This window comes from Methylobacterium sp. HJ2, assembly GCF_056431005.1.
On record NZ_JBWJYM010000004.1, the window covers coordinates 140966 to 161144 of the forward strand.

Annotated in this window: 18 protein-coding genes; 13 read left to right on the forward strand and 5 right to left on the reverse strand. The window is 70.1% G+C overall.

All coding sequences use genetic code 11. From position 1 onward, the window contains the following. Positions 1 to 2: 2 nt before the first annotated feature. From ACS5RC_RS11865 to ACS5RC_RS11875, 3 genes are all read right to left on the reverse strand, one after another. On the reverse strand, positions 3 to 380 hold the full coding sequence (locus ACS5RC_RS11865; RefSeq protein ID WP_478344064.1) for a hypothetical protein: 378 nt from the start codon (positions 378 to 380) through the stop codon (positions 3 to 5). Between the two features lie 225 nt (positions 381 to 605). After that, complete coding sequence (olsB, locus tag ACS5RC_RS11870) at positions 606 to 1625, reverse strand: l-ornithine N(alpha)-acyltransferase (protein WP_478344065.1); 1020 nt, start codon at positions 1623 to 1625, stop codon at positions 606 to 608. Between the two features lie 131 nt (positions 1626 to 1756). Next, complete coding sequence (locus ACS5RC_RS11875; protein WP_478344066.1) at positions 1757 to 2143, reverse strand: DUF2267 domain-containing protein; 387 nt, start codon at positions 2141 to 2143, stop codon at positions 1757 to 1759. A 155-nt stretch (positions 2144 to 2298) separates the two neighbouring features. On the opposite strand from ACS5RC_RS11875, the gene ACS5RC_RS11880 reads away from it, so the two are divergent. The 4 genes from ACS5RC_RS11880 (at position 2299) to ACS5RC_RS11895 (ending at position 7551) form a co-directional block, all read left to right on the forward strand. Further along, positions 2299 to 3828 (forward strand): helicase HerA-like domain-containing protein, encoded by a 1530-nt coding sequence (locus ACS5RC_RS11880; RefSeq protein WP_478344067.1) that lies wholly within the window; start codon positions 2299 to 2301, stop codon positions 3826 to 3828. Positions 3829 to 5078: 1250 nt separating this feature from the next. Beyond that, positions 5079 to 6560 carry a methyl-accepting chemotaxis protein gene (locus ACS5RC_RS11885; RefSeq protein WP_478344068.1) on the forward strand — a complete coding sequence of 494 codons (1482 nt, stop codon included), beginning with the start codon at positions 5079 to 5081 and terminating at the stop codon, positions 6558 to 6560. 75 nt (positions 6561 to 6635) lie between these two features. Next, positions 6636 to 6968: a hypothetical protein gene (locus tag ACS5RC_RS11890; protein ID WP_478344069.1), complete on the forward strand. Its 333-nt coding sequence runs from the start codon at positions 6636 to 6638 to the stop codon at positions 6966 to 6968. A gap of 352 nt (positions 6969 to 7320) precedes the next feature. Continuing rightward, the gene (locus ACS5RC_RS11895; RefSeq protein WP_478344070.1) at positions 7321 to 7551 is read left to right on the forward strand and encodes a hypothetical protein; all 231 of its coding nucleotides are present in this window, start codon (positions 7321 to 7323) and stop codon (positions 7549 to 7551) included. 217 nt (positions 7552 to 7768) lie between these two features. Here ACS5RC_RS11895 and ACS5RC_RS11900 read toward each other — a convergent pair whose 3' ends face one another. Next, positions 7769 to 8437: a metal ABC transporter permease gene (locus ACS5RC_RS11900; RefSeq protein WP_478344350.1), complete on the reverse strand. Its 669-nt coding sequence runs from the start codon at positions 8435 to 8437 to the stop codon at positions 7769 to 7771. A 391-nt stretch (positions 8438 to 8828) separates the two neighbouring features. Here ACS5RC_RS11900 and ACS5RC_RS11905 point away from each other — a divergent pair, with 391 nt between their 5' ends. The 6 genes from ACS5RC_RS11905 (at position 8829) to ACS5RC_RS11930 (ending at position 15423) form a co-directional block, all read left to right on the forward strand. Next, a complete protein-coding gene (locus ACS5RC_RS11905; protein WP_478344071.1) occupies positions 8829 to 9428 on the forward strand; it encodes a cysteine hydrolase family protein in 600 nt (199 codons plus the stop codon). Between the two features lie 64 nt (positions 9429 to 9492). Beyond that, positions 9493 to 11229 carry a ubiquinone-dependent pyruvate dehydrogenase gene (gene poxB, locus ACS5RC_RS11910; protein ID WP_478344072.1) on the forward strand — a complete coding sequence of 579 codons (1737 nt, stop codon included), beginning with the start codon at positions 9493 to 9495 and terminating at the stop codon, positions 11227 to 11229. A 100-nt stretch (positions 11230 to 11329) separates the two neighbouring features. Continuing rightward, positions 11330 to 12352, forward strand: a complete 1023-nt coding sequence (locus ACS5RC_RS11915; RefSeq protein ID WP_478344073.1) for an NADP-dependent oxidoreductase — start codon at positions 11330 to 11332, stop codon at positions 12350 to 12352. A gap of 10 nt (positions 12353 to 12362) precedes the next feature. After that, positions 12363 to 13106, forward strand: coding sequence for a (Fe-S)-binding protein (locus tag ACS5RC_RS11920; RefSeq protein ID WP_478344074.1), 744 nt, complete (start codon positions 12363 to 12365; stop codon positions 13104 to 13106). Then, positions 13103 to 14818, forward strand: a complete 1716-nt coding sequence (locus ACS5RC_RS11925; RefSeq protein WP_478344075.1) for a lactate utilization protein B — start codon at positions 13103 to 13105, stop codon at positions 14816 to 14818. The genes ACS5RC_RS11920 and ACS5RC_RS11925 overlap by 4 nt, the downstream gene beginning before the upstream one ends. Continuing rightward, positions 14815 to 15423 carry a LutC/YkgG family protein gene (locus ACS5RC_RS11930; RefSeq protein ID WP_478344076.1) on the forward strand — a complete coding sequence of 203 codons (609 nt, stop codon included), beginning with the start codon at positions 14815 to 14817 and terminating at the stop codon, positions 15421 to 15423. Before ACS5RC_RS11925 ends, ACS5RC_RS11930 begins: the two co-directional genes overlap by 4 nt. Positions 15424 to 15471: 48 nt before the next feature. Here the strand turns inward: ACS5RC_RS11930 and ACS5RC_RS11935 are convergent, their stop codons facing one another. Further along, positions 15472 to 16557 carry an NlpC/P60 family protein gene (locus tag ACS5RC_RS11935; RefSeq protein ID WP_478344077.1) on the reverse strand — a complete coding sequence of 362 codons (1086 nt, stop codon included), beginning with the start codon at positions 16555 to 16557 and terminating at the stop codon, positions 15472 to 15474. A 272-nt stretch (positions 16558 to 16829) separates the two neighbouring features. On the opposite strand from ACS5RC_RS11935, the gene ACS5RC_RS11940 reads away from it, so the two are divergent. The 3 genes from ACS5RC_RS11940 to eutC all read left to right on the forward strand — a co-directional run bounded on the left by ACS5RC_RS11940 (position 16830) and on the right by eutC (position 19939). Next, on the forward strand, positions 16830 to 17690 hold the full coding sequence (locus ACS5RC_RS11940) for a transglutaminase-like domain-containing protein (protein WP_478344078.1): 861 nt from the start codon (positions 16830 to 16832) through the stop codon (positions 17688 to 17690). A 75-nt stretch (positions 17691 to 17765) separates the two neighbouring features. Further along, a complete protein-coding gene (locus ACS5RC_RS11945) occupies positions 17766 to 19145 on the forward strand; it encodes an ethanolamine ammonia-lyase subunit EutB (protein ID WP_478344079.1) in 1380 nt (459 codons plus the stop codon). Beyond that, entirely contained in the window at positions 19142 to 19939 is a 798-nt protein-coding gene (eutC, locus tag ACS5RC_RS11950) for an ethanolamine ammonia-lyase subunit EutC (protein WP_478344080.1), read from the forward strand. The genes ACS5RC_RS11945 and eutC overlap by 4 nt, the downstream gene beginning before the upstream one ends. Positions 19940 to 20179: the final 240 nt, after the last annotated feature.

Genomic DNA, 20179 nt, shown 5'->3' on the forward strand with positions numbered 1-20179 from the left:
GTCTAGCGGCAGCCGCAGCCGTGATAGAGGTTCTGGACGCTGTTGGTGTGGACGTACTGGGCCGGGAGGCGCTGCACGCTCGACACGCTGACGTTATGCACCACCGGCACGGTGTAGTGGTGGACCCGGGTCACGGTGTGGACCTGCACGATCGGACGCACGCGGGTGATGTTGTAGATGTGGCGCGTCCGGTGGACGTAATTCGTGCGCTGGACGTCGCGGTACTGCGTCCGGTTCAGGACCCGATTGACGGTCCTGTAATTGTAGACGGGCGCGATCGGGCCGCACGACCGGCAGCCCGCGCTCGCCTCGTCGGACGTTCCGACGAGGACCGCGGACGCGATCACTGCGGCGCTGACGGCGGCAAGACCCTTGATCATCAGTGATTCCCCGGTACGAAAGCTTTATCGACCCGGGCTTAGCAAACACAGTCCGGCCGTCCAAGCTCGATCCGCACGCTACGTATTGTGCGCGGGCCGCTATCAAGAAGATCTTGCCGATATCCTTCGCCGGACGACTCGCGATCGCGACGCTCGCCACCGTTCGGGTCCGGGATCCCTGGCGCGCGCGGGCGATCGCCGGGCCCCGCGGCCGGCGCCGGGCGCTCAGGCCGCCCGGCGATTCGCGGCGGGGCCGAAATGCCCGACGTAGCGCGCCGCGATCGCCTCGACCGGCAGGATCACGAACACGTCGGTGGTGCCGAACTGCCGGTCCACCACCGCCCCGTCGCCGAAGGTCGCCCCGACGCGCAGGTAGCCCTTGATCAGCGGGGGCAGGGCCTGGAGCGCCGCCTTCGGATCGATCGCCTCGCGGGAGAGCCGGTCCATCGGGACGTGCCGCCCGGGGAGGGCGGCGGCGCGCCACGCCTCCGGCGCGCGGGCGTAATGGTGCAGGAAGCTCAGCGGGAGGGCGAGGCGGTCCGGGTCGGTGCCCTCGAGGCTGGCGCAACCGATCAGGGCGTCGATCCGATGGTGCTGGATATAGGCGTAGATGCCCGACCAGAGCAGCTCGACCGTGCGTTTGGTGCGGTAGGGCTTCAGCACGCAGGAGCGCCCGAGCTCCAGGAAGCGCTTGCCCGGATGCGCGGCCAGCAGCGGCGCGAGATCGTACTCGCCGGCGGAATAGAAGCCGAAATGCCGCTCGGCGACGCCGCCGCGCAGCAGCCGGTAGGTGCCGACCACCTGCGGGCGCGGCTTGCGGAACGGCTTCGCCTCGGTAGCGGCGTGGTCGATCACCAGGAGATGGTCGCAGATCGGGTCGTAGGCATCCGCGTCCCGCCGGGAGAGCGCGGCCATCCCGCTCGGGATCGCCGCCATCTCCTCGTAGAACACCCGGTAGCGCAGGCGCTGCGCCCGGCGGATCTCGGATTTCTTGACGGCGAGCCGCACCTCGAGCGTGCCGAGGCGCCCAAGGCTCGGGCCGAGGCCCGGCGTGGCGAGCGGCGCCTTGAAGCGCTCGGCGAAGCGGATCGGCGTCGCGCCGGGCGGCACGAGGCTGCGCCCGCCGAAGCCGGGCAGGCCGGCCTCGGCCGAGCGGCGCTTGAGCTTGGCGATCGGCTCGGCGACGCCGCGCTCCCAGCCGCTGGCCCAGGCCGCTCCGGCCCCACGCGTGAAGTTCGCGACCATCGTCGAAGCTCACCCCCGAGGGCGGCGGCCCCCATCCCCGCGGGATGGCGGGCCCGGCACCTCGCGGACGACACTCAGACCACGCGGCGCGCACGCTTTTATGACAGACCGGCCGATGCCGGCCGGCCCGCTCAGACGAACTGGTTCAGGCCCGGGATCGCGCCGACGATCGGCCCCATCACGTCCTCGCCGGCCTTCTCGCGGCCGTAGGCGAAGAGCTCCTGGCCGAGGGGCTGCATCTGCCCCATCGGCACCCCCGCCGACATCAGCTTCTGGCCGAGCGCCATCACGCCGCCGCCCATCAGGCCGCCGAGCATGCCCATCAGGCCGCCGCCGCCCTCGCCGGCATTGGCGTCGGCGACCAGCGCCTCGGAGCCCGGCATCGCCGCCATCAGACGGCTCACCTCGGTCGCCGGCCCCTCCTTCTGCAGGAAGGCCAGGATGTGCCCGACCGCGGTCTGCGCGGTCGCGGCGTCGAGCCCGGTCCGGTTGGTCACGCGGGCAATCAGTTCGTCCATGAATCGGGCCTCTGCGCTGGGATGCGTGTCGAGATGACCCGCGTCCTTCGGGCTTGCCACGCAGGAAATCAAGCCGGGCGGCGCGAACGCCTGGAAAAGCCGGGCGCGCAGCCTCATAACCTTGGCCGGCAGGGAATCGGTATGGGAGTCGCGCGATGGCGGACGACGGCACGATCCTCGTGGGCAAGAGCGTCGGCCCATCCCCGAAGGCCGAAGCGCTGACCCTGCGGCTCGCCAACCGGCACGGGCTCGTCGCCGGCGCCACCGGCACCGGCAAGACCGTGACGCTGCAGGTCCTGGCCGAGGGCTTCTCGAATGCCGGGGTGCCGGTCTTCGCCGCCGACGTGAAGGGCGACCTCTCGGGCATCGCCGCGGCGGGCGAGGCCAAGCCCGCCTTCGTCAAGCGGGCCGCCGAGCTCGGGATCGCCTACGAGCCCGACACCTTCCCGACCGTGTTCTGGGACCTCTTCGGCGAGCAGGGCCACCCGATTCGCTGCACCGTCAGCGAGATGGGCCCGCTGCTGCTCGCCCGCCTGCTCGAACTCAACGACACCCAGGAGGGCGTGCTCAACATCGCCTTCCGGGTGGCGGACGAGAACCACTGGCCGGTCATCGACCTGAAGGACCTGCGCGCGCTCCTCGCCTTCTGCGCCGAGAACCTGAAGGCCCTCTCGGGCACCTACGGCAACGTCTCGGCCGCGAGCGTGGGGGCGATCCAGCGCCAGCTTCTCGTGCTGGAGAACCAGGGGGCGGACCGGTTCTTCGGCGAGCCCGCGCTCAATCTCCAGGACTTCCTGCGCAAGGACCGCGACGGGCGCGGCGTCGTCAACATCCTGGCCGCCGACACGCTGATGCGGCGTCCCAGACTCTACGCCTCGTTCCTGCTCTGGATGCTCTCCGAGCTGTTCGAGGAGCTGCCGGAGGTGGGCGATCTCGACCGGCCGAAGCTGGTCTTCTTCTTCGACGAGGCGCATCTCCTCTTCGACGACGCCCCGAAGGCGCTGCTCGACGCGGTGGAGCAGGTGGTGCGGCTGATCCGCTCCAAGGGCGTCGGCGTCTATTTCGTGACGCAGAACCCCCTCGACGTGCCCGAGACGGTGCTGGGCCAGCTCGGCAACCGGGTCCAGCACGGCCTGCGCGCCTTCACCCCCCGCGACCAGCGGGCGGTGCGCGCCGCCGCCGAGACCTTCCGGCAGAACCCAGGCTTCGACGTCGCGGCAGCCATCACCGAACTCGGCGTCGGCGAGGCTCTGGTGAGCTTCCTGGAGGCCAAGGGCACGCCCTCCATGGTGGAGCGCACCCTGATCGCGCCGCCGCAGGCCCGCGTCGGGCCGCTGACGCCCGAGGAGCGGGCCGCGCTCATCGCCCAGAGCCCCTTGCGCGGCCGCTACGACGAGGCGGTCGACACCGAGAGCGCCTACGAGATGCTGGCCAAGCGCAAGGGCCTCGACGCCGGCCCCGCCGGGACGGCCGGCGCCACGGAGGGCGGCCTCGGCGGCATGCTCGGCGGGATCCTCGGCAGCGTGTTCGGCGGCGCCCCCGCGGCCAAGGGCGGACGCCGCCCGCCGCCGAGCCTCGCCGAGCAGGTCATCGGCAACGCCGCCCGCTCCATGGCCCGCAGCGTCGGCAAGCAGGTGGGCGACGCCATCCTGCGCAACGTGCTGGGCGGGCTGACGAAGCGGTAGAGGCCCGGGCCGATCCCCGGAGGGCCGCGACCGGGCCGCTCCGGGGTCGGAATGCGATCGGCGCGCCCCTCGGACGGGCCCGCCTCCGGGCTGCGCGGCGAAGCGCTGACCCTGCGGGCGACCGGGATCAAGGGCGGGGCCTCCCGGTCCGGACACAGGGCGATGAGGGGATGTGCCGGCCCCAGGCAAGCGCGGTGTCGCGAACCGGGAGCGCAGAGGGTGACGACCGACGCAGCGTCGGTGTCCGACCACGTTTCCGCGCACCACGCGGGGATCCTCGCGGAGGTGATCAGGCAGGCACAGGCTGGACGCCGGCTCGCCCGGTCCGAGCCCGACCTGCGCGGGGGCATCGCCGGCCCTCGACGGCGTCGCGGTCTGTGACGGTCTCCGCCCCTGACGACGGAGCCCCACGCCCGTGTCGGGCAGGATCCCGCGGACGTGGCGCTCGCGCACCGTTCCGGGGGTTGTCCTCGCGGGGTTCGGCCGGCCGCGCAGGATCCGAAAGCGGTCCTGCGACGCGCCGCCATCCGGGCAGCGCTTGCGTCAGACCCTGCGCGCGATCAGGCGAAGAGCGGCGCTTCCAAGGCCAGACGATCACCGAAACCGGCCGCGTGGACCGGCTTGTAGCGGCCGGCGCGCCCCTGAGTCGGTCTGCCCCGCCGGCGGACCCCCCTCTCGCTCGAAGGCTATGAACGCGTCCGTGGTGCCGTCCGGGCGTCGCAGCGGTCGCACGTCGATCTCGCACAGGTAGGCTTCGCCGCTCTTGCGATAGTTCTGCACGCGTCCGAGGAAGCGCGCCTCCGCCCGAAGCGCATGCTGCACCTAGCGGGTGCTCTTCGGGCCGGCGCCGGGCCCCTGCAGCATGCGGGCGTCTGGCCCAGAACGTCACCCGCCGCGTAACCGCTCATCCGCAGGAAGGCCGCGTTGGCGTTCAGGATCGCCGGTATGGGCCGAGCGAGCTCGGCGTCGGTGACCAGGATCCTGGCATCGCGTGGCTCGGCCAGCACGCGCACGGGATCGATCAGGTTCTTGGCTCCGCCCTCCGAGGCAACAGATAGATTCAGGGGCCATTAACCTTCGCTTAAGGCCATGACCGAAAGTCGGTCATCGATTTTCCTCGGCTCTGAAGATAAATTCAGGTCTCGTTAGGGGTCTAAACAATAGACTAGCTCCAGTACAGGCGCGGTCGAATGCAATCTTGGGCGCCACGCCAGCGCCCTTCGCTACCTGTTTCAGGCCTGGAGTTCACGATGACGTGGTTCCGCAGGAGATCGCCGGCCGGGAACGCCAGCGAGATCGCGGCTTTGGCCGCACTCCGGACCAACGTGATGATTGCCGATGCGGGCATGACCATCACCTACATGAATCCGGCCCTCACCCGGTTCATGCAGGAGGCCGAGGCCGACCTCAAAGCCGATCTGCCGCGGTTCGATGCCGCCACGCTCATCGGCAGCACCATCGACATCTTCCACAAGGACCCGTCCCACCAGCGCCGCATGCTCGCAGCCCTCGACAAGCCGCACGAGGCGACGATCCGGGTGGGCAAGCGCGTCTTCGACCTCCTCGTCACCCCGCTGTCGCAGGCCGGCAAGTCCATCGGCTTCTTGGTCGAATGGGCCGATGCCCAGGAGCGGCTGCTCAACCTCGACTCTTCCAACCAGATCGCCGCCATCAGCCGATCGCAGGCCGTCGTCGAATTTCAGCCCGACGGCACCATCGTTTCGGCCAACAGGAATTTCCTCGATCTCATGGGGTACAGCCTGGACGAGGTCCGCGGGAAGCACCACAGCATCTTTGTCGAGCCGGAGATCCGCGGTAGCCGCGACTATTGTGCGTTCTGGGACACGTTGCGCCGGGGCGAATATCAGGCTGCGCAGTTCAAGCGGGTTGCCCGCAACGGGCGTCCGGTCTGGATCGAAGGGTCCTACAACCCGATCCTCGACCGGCACGGGACGGTCTCGAAGATCGTCAAGTTCGCGAGCGACGTCACCGCCGACGTCGAACGCCTGACCGAACTGAAGGCGCTCATCGACGAGAACTTCGCCGAGGTCGACCGGGCGATCGACCGCTCCAACAGCGAGTCCGAATTGGCGCGGACGGCGGCCGGGAAAACGTCGGACAGCGTCCAGTCCGTTGCCGCGGCGGCCGAGGAACTCGCCCGCTCGGTCACCGAGATCGCGGCCGGCATGAGCAAGGCGCGCGCGACGAGCGATGAGGCGCATCTGCAGACGCAGGCGGCGGGCGATCTGACCCAGAAGCTGTCGGCGACGGCGACGGCCATGAGTGGCATCGTCGGATTGATCCAGAACATCGCCAGTCAGATCAACCTGCTGGCGTTGAATGCCACGATCGAGTCGGCGCGGGCTGGAGAGGCGGGCCGCGGCTTCGCGGTGGTGGCGCAAGAGGTAAAGAACCTCGCCAACCAAGCCTCGCGCGCCACCGATCAGATCGCGGGCGAGATCGGCAGCATCCAGTCCGTCTCCACGCAGGTCGTCGGATCGCTGCAGACGATCCAGGCCTCCGTCGAGACCATGCGCGACTACGTGGTGCGGACGGCGGCCGCGGTCGAGGAGCAGAGCGCGGTCACGCAGGACATGTCGATGAACATGCAGGATGCGGCCGGAGCCGTCTGCGCGATCGCGCAGAACATCGGCGCGATCTCCCAGGCGGTGGGAAGCGTGTCGCAGGCCGTCGAGGTCACCAAGGGCGCGGCCCGCGTCCTGGCACGCTGACCCCGACCGGCGACGGCCTCGTCACCGTCTCCGACCATCCACGCATCACGACAGGGGCCGCAGGGAACAGACGCCATGGTCGAGATCTACACGCTCCCCGTGCGGCTCGATGGTGCAGGCAGTCGGCGTCTGGCCGACGGCCTCGCGGCGGGCCTCACGGCTGGCGCCGACCCGGGCTCACGGCTCCATCAGATCGTGGTGCTGCGCCAATCCATCCGCGCCGCGCTGCGGACCTTGCCCGCTGCCTTCGACTCGGCAACGGACCTTCTTCCGACCGATGACGCGCATCGCCGTCATGCCGAGCAGGCTGTGCGACGCTTCATGCTGTCCGTCGAGAGCTTGATCGAGGCGCTGGAACACCCCCCCGTACCAGCCCGACCGGACGGACCTCTCACCCCGGCCCCCTAGAATGCCTGACGGACGAGGCCGAGTTCGGATGACCGTCGACTGCGGGAAGGCGGCCCTTGAGCCCGCGCCTCCTTCCGCCGCGCCCCGCTTCATCCGTGAGATCGCCTTCGGGACGGACGTGCTGGCGTATCGTCGCGCGCGCGGCCGGCAGCAACGGACCGATACGGCGATCCCGGGCGTGCGACACCACACATATTATCGTGAACCATCGGCAGTATTCGTCCGTTGCAGGTTCACATTCGGCCAAGCACAGCCGAGGCGATCAAGACCGCCGCACCGACGATCTTCCTCGCTCGACACTGTTGACCGGATGATGTCCGCTCAACGTGATCCGCGCACACAGGAGATGATGATGAAACTGTCTACTCTCGCTGCCGCTGTCCTTGCCGCCGCTCTGGCCACGCCCGCTCTCGCGCAGGGCTTCGATTCCAAGCACTCGCCTTACCCGGCCAGCGCCTACTCGGGCTACGCGGGTGCTCGGAGCGCAGTCTTCGCCCCCCTGTCAGCCTCGAAATACCATGCGGCGCCGGCCTACCGCTTCTCCGGCCAGCATGCCGGCGGCCCGGCCGACGGCCTTCGCTGAGAACGCAACCGTCGAACGCCGTCCCCACCACCAGCCCGTCTCAGGGGGGTGCCGAGATGGCCCGACCCGCCGAAGTGCGGGTGGGCGCCCGGCCCCCTCTGCTCGTCGGCCGGCCTGCCACCAGTCTCGACCGGCTTCTCGCCCCTGCCGAGACCGGCCCGTCCGCGTCGAAGCCCGTTTGCCAACCCTCGCCGCGCAGGCTTCGGACGGCCGCCCGCTACATCGGCGGGGTGATCCCGTCCTTGCCCACGGCCGCCCGGATCGCCGTGAGCTTGTCGCCGTCCCGCTCGGCGGTGACGAAAACCTTCGCTCCGGGGCGGAGGGCCGACTGGTCTGCGGGTTCGTAAGACACGATCGGCGTTTGAGGCGACACCACGACTGTCTTCGACTGGCCGTTGTTGTAGGTCAGCGTCAGCGTCTGCGCGCCGCCGGAGGCGCTGCTCCCCGAGACCGTGCCGTTGGTCATCGCGCTCTTGACCCGCGGGGCCTCTGTCGCGCCGGCCTTCACGGTGCCGTTGGTCATGGCACTCTTCACCCGCCCGCCTCCGGCCAGGGTATCGGGGATCATGTCCCAGTCGCGGTGCCCTTCGCCCGTTCCACGCATGGCTTCGGGGAAGATGTGCACCTCCAGCGCCTGCGGAGGATTGTCGCCCTTCGTGGCCGTCCCGACGAAGGACCCGGCCGTGATGGCGCCGAGGCTCGATCGCACCAGGGCGATGACCTTGGTGTCCTTGGTCAGACCGAGGGTCGCGACAGCGCCGTCGATCGTGCGGACGGTCATCGATCCGGCCTCGACCGCCTCAACAGTGCCTCGGATGCGCTCGGGCGGCTGCGCAGCGCGCGCCCCACCCGTCAGCGCCAACAGCCCGAGCACGAGCGGTCCCATAAACAGTTTCACACAAACCTCCTGGGTGCAACCGAGAGGTATGTAGCGCGGCGCCTCGCCCGCGCAGGTTCCAGATGGGCTCCGGACCGACATTCGCGATGCCGGCACGCTGGCCCCCACCTGCGCGGCACCGCCTCGCCTGCCGCGTCCGGGCTGCCCCTGCCACGAGCCGATCGCGATGCGCGCGATCCCTTCGCATCCGCGGATGGCCGACGAGCCGGGCCGTGACGCCCCCCTGCCTCACCGAACCACCCAAGGCCGTCCGTCCGCGATCTCGCGCGGGGGCAGCGGAGGCGGGTTGCCTGGATCGCGCCGCCGACCCGCCGAAAGTCCGGTTGCCCGCGGCCTCCATCCGGGCCACCCTTCCGGCAAAACCGGGAGGATCACGACCATGAGCGATCTCACGACCCTGCGCACGCTGTCGGGGCTCGGCGATGAGCCGCCGCCGCTCGGAGGCTCCGCGCTGGTGATGATCGACCTGCAGAACACCTACCGCGACGGCGTGATGCGCCTCGAGGGCGTGGAGCCGGCGATCGCGCAGGCGCGGGCTCTGCTGCTGCGGGCGCGCGCGGCGGGCGTGCCGGTCTTCCACGTCCGGCACGATGCCGGGCCGGGCTCGCCCTACGACCTCACGGCCCCGATCGGGCAGATCAGCGACGAGGTGGCGCCGGAGGGCGCCGAGCCGGTGATCACCAAGGCCTATCCGAGCAGCTTCGTAGGCACCGATCTCGAGGCGCGCCTGCGCGCGGCCGGCGTCTCGGAGCTGATCCTCGCCGGCTTCATGACGCATATGTGCGTCAACTCCACCGCGCGCTCCGCCTTCAACCTGGGCTTCCGCCCGACCGTCGTGGCCGCCGCGACGGCGACGCGCGCCCTGCCGGCGCCCGACGGGACGGTGGTGCCCGCCGCCGCCCTCCAGGCGGCGAGCCTCGCCGCGCTGGGCGATCTCTTCGCCCGCGTGGTGCAGCGCGGCGAGGACATACCGGACTGAGCGATTCCGCCAGGAACATCAGGCTTATCGTGGGTGTTCGGCTCTGAGATCACGGAGCCCCGCCATGCGCATCAGCACCATCGCCGACCTCGTCGTCGAGACCCTGCAGGAGGCGGGCGTCCGCCGCATCTTCGGCGTGGTCGGCGACAGCCTCAACGCCATCACCGAATCGATCCGGGCGCGCGGCGTCATCGAGTGGGTCCATGTCCGGCACGAGGAGACCGGCGCCTTCGCGGCGGGCGCCGACAGCCAGATCAACGGCGGGGCGCTCGCGGTCTGCGCCGGCTCCTGCGGCCCGGGCCACGTCCACCTGATCAACGGCCTCTACGATTGCCACCGCACCGGCACGCCGGTCCTGGCCATCGCCGCCCACATTCCCTCCGCGGAGATCGGCTCGGGCTATTTCCAGGAGACGCATCCGACCGAGCTGTTCCGCGATTGCAGCCATTACTGCGAGCTGGTCTCCGACCCGGCGCAGCTGCCCTACGTCTTCGAGAACGCGATCCGGGCCGCTGTGGGCCAGCGCGGCGTCGCCGTCGTCGTCATCCCGGGCGACGTCGCCATGAAGGAGGCGCCGGTCCGCACGGTCAGCAGCCGCGCCAGCCTGCTCCCGCCCCGCCCGGTGGTGCGCCCGGCCGATCCCGATCTCGACGCGCTGGCCGATCTCCTCAACGGCTCGCGCAAGATCACGCTGCTGTGCGGGCGGGGCTGCGCCGGGGCGCACGGCCCCCTGATGCAGCTCGCCGAGACCCTGAAGAGCCCGATCGTGCACGCGCTCGGCGGCAAGGACCACGTCGAGTACGACAACCCCTACGACGTCGGCATGACCGGGCTGATCGGATTCTCGTCGGGCTACGCCGCGATGATGGGCTGCGAGACCCTGCTGATGCTGGGCACGGCCTTCCCCTACAAGCAGTTCTACCCGCACGACGCCAAGGTGGCGCAGATCGACATCCGCCCCCACGAGCTCGGTCGGCGCTGCCGCATCGATCTCGGCCTCGTCGGCGACGTGGCGGCGACGCTGTCGGCCCTCCTGCCGAAGCTCAAGCCGAAGACCGACCGCAGCTTCCTCGATGCGAGCCTGAAGCACTATGCCAAGGCGCGCGAGGGGCTCGACGAGCTGGCGACGCCGAAACCCGGCAGCACGCAGATCCACCCGCAATACCTCACCCGGGTGGTGAGCGAGGCGGCGACCGCGGACGCGGTCTTCACCGCCGATGTCGGCACCCCCACGGTGTGGGCCGCGCGCTATCTGAAGATGAACGGGCTGCGCCGGCTGATCGGATCGTGGGTGCACGGCTCGATGGCCAACGCCATGGCGCAGGGCATCGGGATCCAGGCGGCCCAGCCCAAGCGGCAGGTGATCGCGCTCAGCGGCGACGGCGGCTTCGCCATGCTGATGGGCGACTTCCTGACTTTGCGCCAGCACCGGCTGCCCCTGAAGGTCGTGGTCTTCAACAACGGCTCGCTCGGCTTCGTCGAGATGGAGATGAAGGCCGCGGGCTATCTCGAGACCGGCGTCGCCCTCGACAACCCGGACTTCGCCGCGATGTCGCGCGCGGCCGGCATCTTCGCGCTGCGGGTCGAGGACCCGGCCGATTTGCCCGGCGCGGTGGCCGAGATCCTGGCCTTCGACGGGCCGGCCCTCCTCGACGTGGTGGTGGCGCGCAACGAGCTCTCGATCCCGCCCAAGATCGACGGCCAGCAGGTCAAGGGCTTCAGCCTCTACATGCTGCGCGCCGTGATGAGCGGGCGCGGCGATTCCGTCCTCGACCTCGCCAAGACCAACCTCATCCGCTAGATCCGAGGCTGGACAGATTCCAGGGTCCGCCGCGCATCACACGCGGCGGTCCCGACACGCGGCGGGCCGGGGCGCCGCGGTCCGGACGAGGGAGACTGGCATGGCGACCGAACGACAGGTCTGGCGCCTTCGGCGCCGTCCCGTGGGCGAGATCCGCGAGGGCGACCTGAGCTTCGAGCGGGAGGCGCTGCCCGACCTCGCCGACGGTCAGTTCCTCCTCAAGGTCCTCTATATCTCCCTGGACCCGACCAACCGCATCTGGATGAGCGACGCCGAGGGCTACATGCCGCCGGTCGGCCTCGGCGAGCCGATGCGGGCGCTCGTCACCGGCCGCGTGGTGGCGAGCCGGAAGCCGGGCGTCGCGCTCGGGCAGATCTATTCCGGGCTCGGCGTGCTCGCCGACCACATGATCACGGACGGCGAGGGCCTGAACCGCCTTGAGCTGCCGCCGGGCCTGAGCCTCGCCACCGCCTTCGGGGCCCTCGGCATGGTCGGCCCGACCGCCTATTTCGGCCTCCTCGACATCGGGCGCCCGAAGGCGGGCGAGACCCTCGTGGTGTCGGCGGCCGCCGGCGGCGTTGGGCAGGTCGTCGGGCAGATCGGCAAGATCAAGGGCTGCCGCGTCATCGGCATCGCGGGCGGCCCCGAGAAATGCCGCTACATCGTGGACGAGCTCGGCTTCGACGCGGCGATCGACTACAAGAACGAGGATGTCGGCGCGCGCCTCGACGCGCTGGCGCCGGAGGGCGTCGACATCAATTTCGAGCAGGTCGGCGGCGCGATCATGCAGGCGGCGGTCGCGCGCATGCGCCGCTTCGGCCGCATGCCGCTCTGCGGGCTGATCTCGGGCTACAACGACGTCGAGCCCGCCCAGTGGCCCGGGCAATGGCCGCTGATCCTGATGCGGCGGCTCACCATCCGGGGCTTCATCATCCTCGACTATTTCGACCGCTACCCGGAGGCGATCCGCGATCTCGTCGGCTGGATGGCGGAGGGGCGCCTCAAGACGCGCCAGGACGTGCGCGACGGGCTCGACCGGGCGATCGAGCACCTGAACACCCTCTATACCGGCGGCAATTTCGGCAAGCTGCTGGTCCGCGTGAGCCCCGACGCCGAGGGCTGAAGAGAGATCCATGCGCATCGGCCTGTTCATCCCCTGCTACGTCGACGCCTTCGAGCCGGAGGTGGGGATCGCCACGCTCGAATTGCTGGAGCGCTTCGGCCTCGACGTGACCTACCCCTACGACCAGACCTGCTGCGGCCAGCCGATGACCAATACCGGCTGCCACCAGGAGGCGGCGGCCACCGAGGCGCTGTTCGTGAAGAACTTCTCGGGCTTCGACTACGTGGTCGCGCCCTCGGGAAGCTGCGTGCATCAGGTCCGCGAGCACCTCACGGCGATCCCGCAGACGGACGCGGTCCGGCACGTCCGGGCGCGCACCTACGAGCTCGTGGAATTCCTGCACGACGTCCTGAAGGTCGAGGCGCTGCCCTGGGCGCGCTTCCCGCACAAGGTCGCCTATCACGCCAATTGCAACGCCCTGCGGGGCATCCACCACGCCCGGCCCTCGGAGCTGAACCTGCCGTATTTCTCCAAGCCCCTCGACCTCCTCAAGAAGGTCGCGGGGGTGGAGCTGGTCGATCTCGCCCGGCCCGACGAGTGCTGCGGCTTCGGCGGCACCTTCTCGGTGTTCGAGCCGGCCGTCTCGGCCAAGATGGGCTACGACAAGGTGGCCGACCAGAAGCGCGCCGGGGCCGAGTACGTGATCTCGGCCGATTCCTCCTGCCTGATGCACCAGAAGGGCTGCGCCGAGCGCCTCGGCCTGCCGCTGAAATACATCCACATCGCCCAGGTGCTGAACGGAGCCGCCGCATGAGCGCCGAGGACACCGGCATCCGGGATCTCGATCCGCGCGAGCGCCAAGGCTCTGTGAACGGAGGCGCGGCGAACGAAGGCTTGGCGAAGGAAGGCCTGGCGAAGGAAGGCGTGGTCAACCCGGCGGTCCGCGCGCGCGACGACGCGAGCGAGCGCGATCAGGACGGGCGCCGCCTCGACCATGCGGAGGGCACCTCGAAGCCGATCCGCGCGCCGACCGTCAACGAGCCGCAGCCGCGCGGCGCCAAGATCCGCGGCGACCGGCCGATCGACCAGGGGGAGGCGGCCGAGCGCTTCCTCGCAGCGCCCCTCCACGCCGCCGCCCACGACGAGCGCCTGTGGGACCTGCGCAAGAAGCGCGACACCGCCGCCCACGGCATCCCCGAATGGGAGGAGCTGCGCGAACTCGCCTCGCAAATCAAGGCGCACACGCTCTCGCGCCTCGACGTCTATCTCGAGCAGTTCGAGGCGGCGGCCAAGGCCAACGGCGTCCACGTGCACTGGGCGCGCGACGGAGCGGAGCACAACCGCATCGTGCTGGGCATCCTGCGCGACCACGGCGCCCGCACGCTGGTGAAATCGAAATCGATGCTCACCGAGGAATGCGGCTTCCGCCACTTCATGGCCGGGGAGGGGATCGAGATCATCGAGACCGATCTCGGCGAGCGCATCCAGCAGCTCGACAACGAGGAGCCGAGCCACGTCGTGGCGCCCGCCGTGCACAAGACCCGCCGCGACGTGGCCGAGGTCTTCGCCCGCACGCTCGGCACCGACCCCGACAACGACGACGCCCATTATCTGGCCGAGCGCCAGCGCGAGACCACGCGGCCCCACATCCTCGAGGCCGATGCCGGGATGACGGGCTGCAACTTCGCCATCGCCGAGACCGGCACCGTCGTGACCTGCACCAACGAGGGCAACGCCGACCTCTCGGGCAACGTGCCCAAGCTCCAGATCCACTCGATCGGCATCGAGAAGGTGATCCCGAAGGTCGAGCATCTCGGCGTCTTCATCCGCCTGCTCTCCCGCTCGGCTCTGGGCTCGCCGATCACCCAGTACACCTCGCATTTCCGGGCGCCCCGGCCCGGCACCGAGATGCACATGGTGCTGGTCGACAACGGCCGCGCCGCGCGCCTCGGGATGGAGGAGTTCTGGACCTCCCTGAAATGCATCCGCTGCGGCGCCTGCATGAACACCTGCCCGGTCTACCGGCGCTCGGGCGGGCTGTCCTACGGCGCGACCTATGCGGGGCCGATCGGGCTGATCATCGATCCGACCTTCAACAAGCGGAAATACTCGACCCTGCCGTTCTCCTCCACGATGAACGGCTCGTGCACGAACGTCTGCCCGGTGAAGATCAACATCCACGAGCAGATCTTCGCCTGGCGCAAGGTGCTGGCCGAGGAGCACCAGATCCCCCTGCTCAAGCAGGGGCTGATGAAGGCCGCGGGCGCGGTGCTCAGCCGCCCGGCCGCCTACCGCGCCGCGATCGGCACGGCGGATTCCGCGCTCAAGGTCCTGCCGCGCTTCGCCGTCTACAACCCGCTCAACACCTGGGGGAAGAAGCGCGAGATGCCCGACGCCCCGCACCAGAGCTTCCACGCTTGGTACAAGGCCAACCGTATGGCCAAGGCCTCGTCGAACACGCTCTCGTCGAACAAGGCCTCGTCGGACACAGGGTCCTCGAAGGCCGGCAAGGACGGCCCCCGGTGAGCGTGCGCGAGGCCATCTTCGCCGAGATCCGACAGAACCGTCCCGCGGGCGACTATCCGCTGCCGCCGATCCCGGATTTCGCGCCGCTCGTCGGCCCCGACCACGTCGCGGAATTCGGCGAGCGCCTCAAGCGCATGGGCGGTCGCCTCGCGGAGCCCGACCCGGCGGATCTGTTCGCGTCGGTGCGCGAGCGTCTCGCCGCCGCGCGCGTCGTCGCCTCGGCGGTGCCGGAGCTTGCCGGCAACCGGGATCTCGCCGCGATCACCGAGCCGCGGGCGGTGAACGACGTCGACGTGGCGGTGGTGCGCGCCGTCTTCGGCATCGCCGAGACCGGCTCGGTGCTGTTCACCGAGCGCGAGCTGGTGGTCAACGCCGTCGCCTACCTCGCGCAGCACCTCGTGGTGCTCCTCGATCCCGACGACATCCTGCCGAACGTCCAGGCCGCCTATCGCCGGCCGGATTTCGGCGCCGCGGCCTACGCGGTGCTCCACACCGGCCCCTCGGCCACGGCCGACATCGAGGGCGTGCTGATCCACGGCGCGCAGGGCGTGCGCTCGCTGACCGTCATCCTGTGCCCGCGCGATCCGGGCGGCGCCCGGCCATGACACCTGCGGGCGCCGAGGGAGGCGCCCGCATCGGCACGGCCCGAGGATTTACAGGAACACGTTGGCGGCGCGGAAACCCGCCGCCCGCCGCTGGACGTCAGCCGCGTAGTTCCGGTTCGCCGTCACGGAATCCGCCTGCGCGATGCCGCCTCTCAGAACCGCCTCGAGTACACGCCCGGCTCCCGCATTGTAGCCCGCCACCGCCGCCGTCAGGATGTCGGCATCGGGCCAGCCGGCCAGGTGACGGCTCAGATAGCCCAGGCTGTCGCGCAGGACCCGGCAACCGTACCCGATGTTTTCCTCAGGATCCTGCCAGGGACCGGTTCGGGCGAAATCGTGCGCGTCCCAGTCGATCTGCATCAGGCCCCGGCCGAAGCCGAGCCCGTCGGGCGGCAGACCATTCGGCCGGAGCGGGGGCCTGGCCTTGCGGCGGGTTCGGTCGCCGGTTCCGGATGGGCCCGGCGGCTTCATCAGCGGATTGGTGCCCCAGGCGGATTCGCGAGACCCGATGCCCGCGACGATATAGGGATCGACACGGTAATACGCGCTCTCCTTGAGGATGATCGGCCTATAGACCCGAAGCGCCGCCGCCTCGTCGGCCGGCACGGCCGCGCCAGCGGCGACTTGCGGCGCGACCGGCAGGAAGGCCGCAGCCATCTCGGGCTGGAACGGGCCGACCGGCCCGGCCGGTAGCGCGCCGGCGATCCACGGCAGGTCTCTCGGCGTGAGGAACGCCACGATATCCGAGCGGCGATTGATCGCGCTGATCATGACCGCGGCGTGCCGGGCGCGCGCCTTCTCGATCGTCGTCGTGTCGGGGCCCCCCTTCCCGGCCTCGATCATGTATGTGTTGTCGAGGCATATCGCGACGTGCCCGACGCGTTTCGGCACGCCGTAGAACACGAGCGTTCCGCATTGCGCCGATGCCTGCGTGACCGGGAGGGCGCGGCCATTGGATTTGAAATAGTTGAACAGGTCCTTGGCGGTCTGATCCCCAGGCGGGTCGAGGGCAATATAGGCGAGCAATTTCTGCACGAGCCCCGAACAATCGTACGCATTCGGCCCGTCGGCACCCCAGATGTAAGGCAGACCTACGAATTGCTTCGCGTAATCGATAAAATCTTGGGGGGTCATGCCGATCAGCCTCCTGTGTTCAGGATCGCACGCCGGTCGCGAAGCGACAGCTCGGATGGCCGCGCAACGCGCCCAGACCGGGCGCAGCCGACGCGAGCGATCACCCGAATGCCAATCTTAGGTTTTCCCGGCGCAACCACATCCCTCAATCGGGGGATACGGTCCTAGCGGATGTCGGATCGAGGCAGGTGATCGCGGCGGCTTCGGATGATCCGGCACCGCTCGCCGGGGCGCGGTCCTTGCATGACCCCAGACACGAAGGAGAGGCTTGAATGCGCTATAATCTCGGATGCAGTCTGTCTTATAACATACTCTCGGACACAACCTTCATCTTCAACCTGGAGGTGGCCAAGCTGAAGAGCGTCGAGATCCTGAGCGAATCCCTGGTCCTGACGCCGAACCTGAAGCGGGACGTCTACATCACCCCGGACCTCCAGAACCGATACCTCGGCGTCAACGTGCCGATGGGTCAGTTCTCGCTCGAATACAACGCCGAGGTCGAGCTGACGGTGCACCGGGCCGATCCGGCGACGATCAACGAGACGCCGATCGCGCAATTGCCGCTCGACATCCTGCCCTTCCTGCTGCCGAGCCGTTTCGTCTCCTCGGACCGGCTGACGCCCTTCGCCCAGGCCGAGTTCGGGGCGCTCCCGAAGGGCCATCAGCGCGTGAACGCGATCTGCAACTGGATCCACGATCACCTGACCTACAAGCCGGGCACCAGCGACGGCGAGACCACCGCCGACGAGAGCCTGCTGAAGCGCGCGGGCGTCTGCCGCGACTTCGCGCATATCGGCACCGCCTTCTGCCGGGCGCTCGGCATCCCGGCCCGCTTCGTGAGCTGCTACGCCCACGGCCTGGTGCCGAGCGACTTCCACGCGGTGTTCGAGGCCTATCTCGACGGGCGCTGGTGGCTGTTCGACGCGACGCGCCAGGCCGATCTCGACGGCCTCGTCCGCATCGGCGTCGGCCGCGACGCCGCCGAGATCGCCTTCTCGACGCCCTACGGCAACATGCAGCCGGTCAACCAGCAGATCCGCATCGCCCGCGCGGACGGCCTCGGCAGCCCGCCCCAGCGCACCGTCGACGCGATCTCCACGGAGGTGCCGGCGCCCCACGCGGGCGCGGCCTGATCGCCGCAGGAGCGGCGCCGGGATCGCGGGATCATGGTATCCTGTGATCCCGTCGCGTCCGGAGGATCCCGCTCCATGGCCTACCGCCACATCGTCGGCCCGCGGACATGGGCCTTCGCCGACCTCGCGACGCTGATGGCCAAGGCGACGCCGGTCCGCTCCGGGGATCGCCTCGCCGGCCTCGCGGCGGAGTCGGCCGAGGAGACCTGGGCCGCGCGCTGGTGCCTCGCCGAGGTGCCGCTGGCCGAGATCCTGGCCCGCCCCCTGATTGCCTACGAGGCGGACGAGGTCACCCGGCTCATCCTCGACACCCACGACGCCGCGTCGTTCCGAGAGATCGCCCATCTGACGGTCGGGGATTTCCGCGAGTTCCTGCTGACGGCCTCCTCCGCGACGCTCGCCCGGATCGCACCCGCGGTGACGCCCGAGATGGCCGCGGCCGTCTCGAAGATCATGCGCAACCAGGACCTCATCCTGGTGGCGCGCAAGTGCCGCGTGGTCACCCGCTTCCGCAACACGATCGGGCTCGCGGGCACGCTCGCGGTGCGGCTGCAGCCCAACCACCCGACCGACGACCCCGCCGGCATCACCGCGGCGATTCTCGACGGGCTCTCCTACGGCTGCGGCGACGCGGTGATCGGCATCAACCCGGCCTCGGATTCGGTCGAGGCGCTGGCCGACCTGCTCCACCTCCTCGACGACCTGATCCAGCGCTACGCGATCCCGACCCAGGGCTGCGTCCTCACGCACGTGACAACCACGATGGCCGCGATGGAGCGGGGCCTGCCCGTCGATCTGGTGTTCCAGTCGATCGCCGGGACCGAGGGCGCCAATGCAGGGTTCGGCATCAGCCTCGGCCTCCTGAAGGAGGCGCACGCGGCGATGCTCGGCCTGAAGCGCGGGACGCTGGGCGACAACGGGATGTACTTCGAGACCGGGCAGGGCTCCGCGCTCTCGGCCAATGCGCATCACGGCATCGACCAGCAGACGCTCGAGGCCCGCGCCTACGCGGTGGCCCGGCCGTTCCGGCCGCTCCTCGTCAACACGGTGGTGGGCTTCATCGGGCCCGAATACCTCTACGACGGCAAGGAGATCATCCGGGCCGGGCTGGAGGACCATTTCTGCGGCAAGCTGATGGGCGTGCCGCTCGGCGTCGACGTCTGCTACACCAACCATGCCGAGGCGGATCAGGACGACATGGATACGCTCCTGACCCTGCTCGGCGCCGCCGGCTGCACCTACGTCATGGGCGTGCCGGGCGCCGACGACGTGATGCTGAACTACCAGTCGACCTCCTTCCACGATTCGCTCTACCTGCGGGAAGTGCTCGGCCTGAAGCGCGCGCCGGAATTCGAGGCGTGGCTGCACGCGATCGGCCTGACGGATCCGGGCGGCGCGCTGATCGAGGGCGGCGGCGACCGCCTGCTCGCCGGCGCGTCGGACCTCGCGGCGTGAGCGATCCTGCCGAGATCTGGGCCCGGCTCGCCCGCCTCACGCCCGCCCGGATCGGGCTCGGCCGCGCCGGCAGCGGCCAGACCACGCGCTCCGTGCTGGGCTTCGGCCTCGCCCATGCCCAGGCCCGCGACGCGGTCCACACGCCCCTCGACGCGGACGCGGTGGCCGAGGCGGTCGCGGCGCTCGGGCTGTCCACCATCGCGGTGACCTCCGAGGCGCCCGACCGCGCGACCTACCTGCGCCGGCCCGATCTCGGCCGCAGCCTGTCGCCGGAGAGCCGGGACCGCCTCGAAGCGGCCTCCGCCGAGGCCGTGGACCTCGCGCTCGTGGTGGCCGACGGGCTCTCGGCCCGGGCGGTGCACGAGAACGCGGCGCCGCTGCTCGCGGCCTTCCTGCCCCGGGCGGCGCAGGCCGGCTGGCGGATCGGCCCGGTCGCCATCGCCGCCCAGGCCCGCGTCGCGCTGGGCGACGCGGTGGGGGCGGCGCTGCGCGCGCGCGCCGTGGCGGTGCTGATCGGCGAGCGGCCGGGGCTCTCCTCGCCCGACAGCCTCGGCCTCTACCTGACCTTCGCACCGCGGCCCGGCCGCTCGGACGCGGAGCGCAACTGCATCTCGAACGTCCGCGCGGCCGGCCTGTCGCACGACGCGGCGGCGTTCAAGCTCGCGTGGCTGCTGACCCAGGCCCTCGCCCGCGGCCTCACGGGCGTGCGGCTCAAGGACGAGAGCGACCGCCTGACCGGCCCCGGCGGGGCATCCGCACCGCTGCCGCTGAAAGCCGAACCTCAGCAAGGTTAACGCGCTCATCGACCAAGTATCGGGGGCCTAAGCGTGGCTGTGGCGAGGTCGCAACACCGCGAAAGCATCCCGGGTTTGCCCCGAGTGCTGCCCCGATCCGCCGCGTTCCCGCCATAAACCGGGACCACCTCAGGATCGGCGGTAAACAGCAGATTCTCCAAAGTTTTACCGCCCCGTGACGAGGAATTCCGGAGACGCGGATCAGCCCTTCGCACATCGCCTCACGGGCGATGTCGAGCG

What these genes read in the sequence shown, in the direction of transcription:
- ACS5RC_RS11865 (WP_478344064.1), bottom strand. Translation starts at nt 380, where the DNA reads ATGATCAAGGGTCTTGCCGCCGTCAGCGCCGCAGTGATCGCGTCCGCG.
- olsB (WP_478344065.1), bottom strand. Translation starts at nt 1,625, where the DNA reads ATGGTCGCGAACTTCACGCGTGGGGCCGGAGCGGCCTGGGCCAGCGGC.
- ACS5RC_RS11875 (WP_478344066.1), bottom strand. Translation starts at nt 2,143, where the DNA reads ATGGACGAACTGATTGCCCGCGTGACCAACCGGACCGGGCTCGACGCC.
- ACS5RC_RS11880 (WP_478344067.1), top strand. Translation starts at nt 2,299, where the DNA reads ATGGCGGACGACGGCACGATCCTCGTGGGCAAGAGCGTCGGCCCATCC.
- ACS5RC_RS11885 (WP_478344068.1), top strand. Translation starts at nt 5,079, where the DNA reads ATGACGTGGTTCCGCAGGAGATCGCCGGCCGGGAACGCCAGCGAGATC.
- ACS5RC_RS11890 (WP_478344069.1), top strand. Translation starts at nt 6,636, where the DNA reads ATGGTCGAGATCTACACGCTCCCCGTGCGGCTCGATGGTGCAGGCAGT.
- ACS5RC_RS11895 (WP_478344070.1), top strand. Translation starts at nt 7,321, where the DNA reads ATGAAACTGTCTACTCTCGCTGCCGCTGTCCTTGCCGCCGCTCTGGCC.
- ACS5RC_RS11900 (WP_478344350.1), bottom strand. Translation starts at nt 8,437, where the DNA reads ATGGGACCGCTCGTGCTCGGGCTGTTGGCGCTGACGGGTGGGGCGCGC.
- ACS5RC_RS11905 (WP_478344071.1), top strand. Translation starts at nt 8,829, where the DNA reads ATGAGCGATCTCACGACCCTGCGCACGCTGTCGGGGCTCGGCGATGAG.
- poxB (WP_478344072.1), top strand. Translation starts at nt 9,493, where the DNA reads ATGCGCATCAGCACCATCGCCGACCTCGTCGTCGAGACCCTGCAGGAG.
- ACS5RC_RS11915 (WP_478344073.1), top strand. Translation starts at nt 11,330, where the DNA reads ATGGCGACCGAACGACAGGTCTGGCGCCTTCGGCGCCGTCCCGTGGGC.
- ACS5RC_RS11920 (WP_478344074.1), top strand. Translation starts at nt 12,363, where the DNA reads ATGCGCATCGGCCTGTTCATCCCCTGCTACGTCGACGCCTTCGAGCCG.
- ACS5RC_RS11925 (WP_478344075.1), top strand. Translation starts at nt 13,103, where the DNA reads ATGAGCGCCGAGGACACCGGCATCCGGGATCTCGATCCGCGCGAGCGC.
- ACS5RC_RS11935 (WP_478344077.1), bottom strand. Translation starts at nt 16,557, where the DNA reads ATGACCCCCCAAGATTTTATCGATTACGCGAAGCAATTCGTAGGTCTG.
- ACS5RC_RS11940 (WP_478344078.1), top strand. Translation starts at nt 16,830, where the DNA reads ATGCGCTATAATCTCGGATGCAGTCTGTCTTATAACATACTCTCGGAC.
- ACS5RC_RS11945 (WP_478344079.1), top strand. Translation starts at nt 17,766, where the DNA reads ATGGCCTACCGCCACATCGTCGGCCCGCGGACATGGGCCTTCGCCGAC.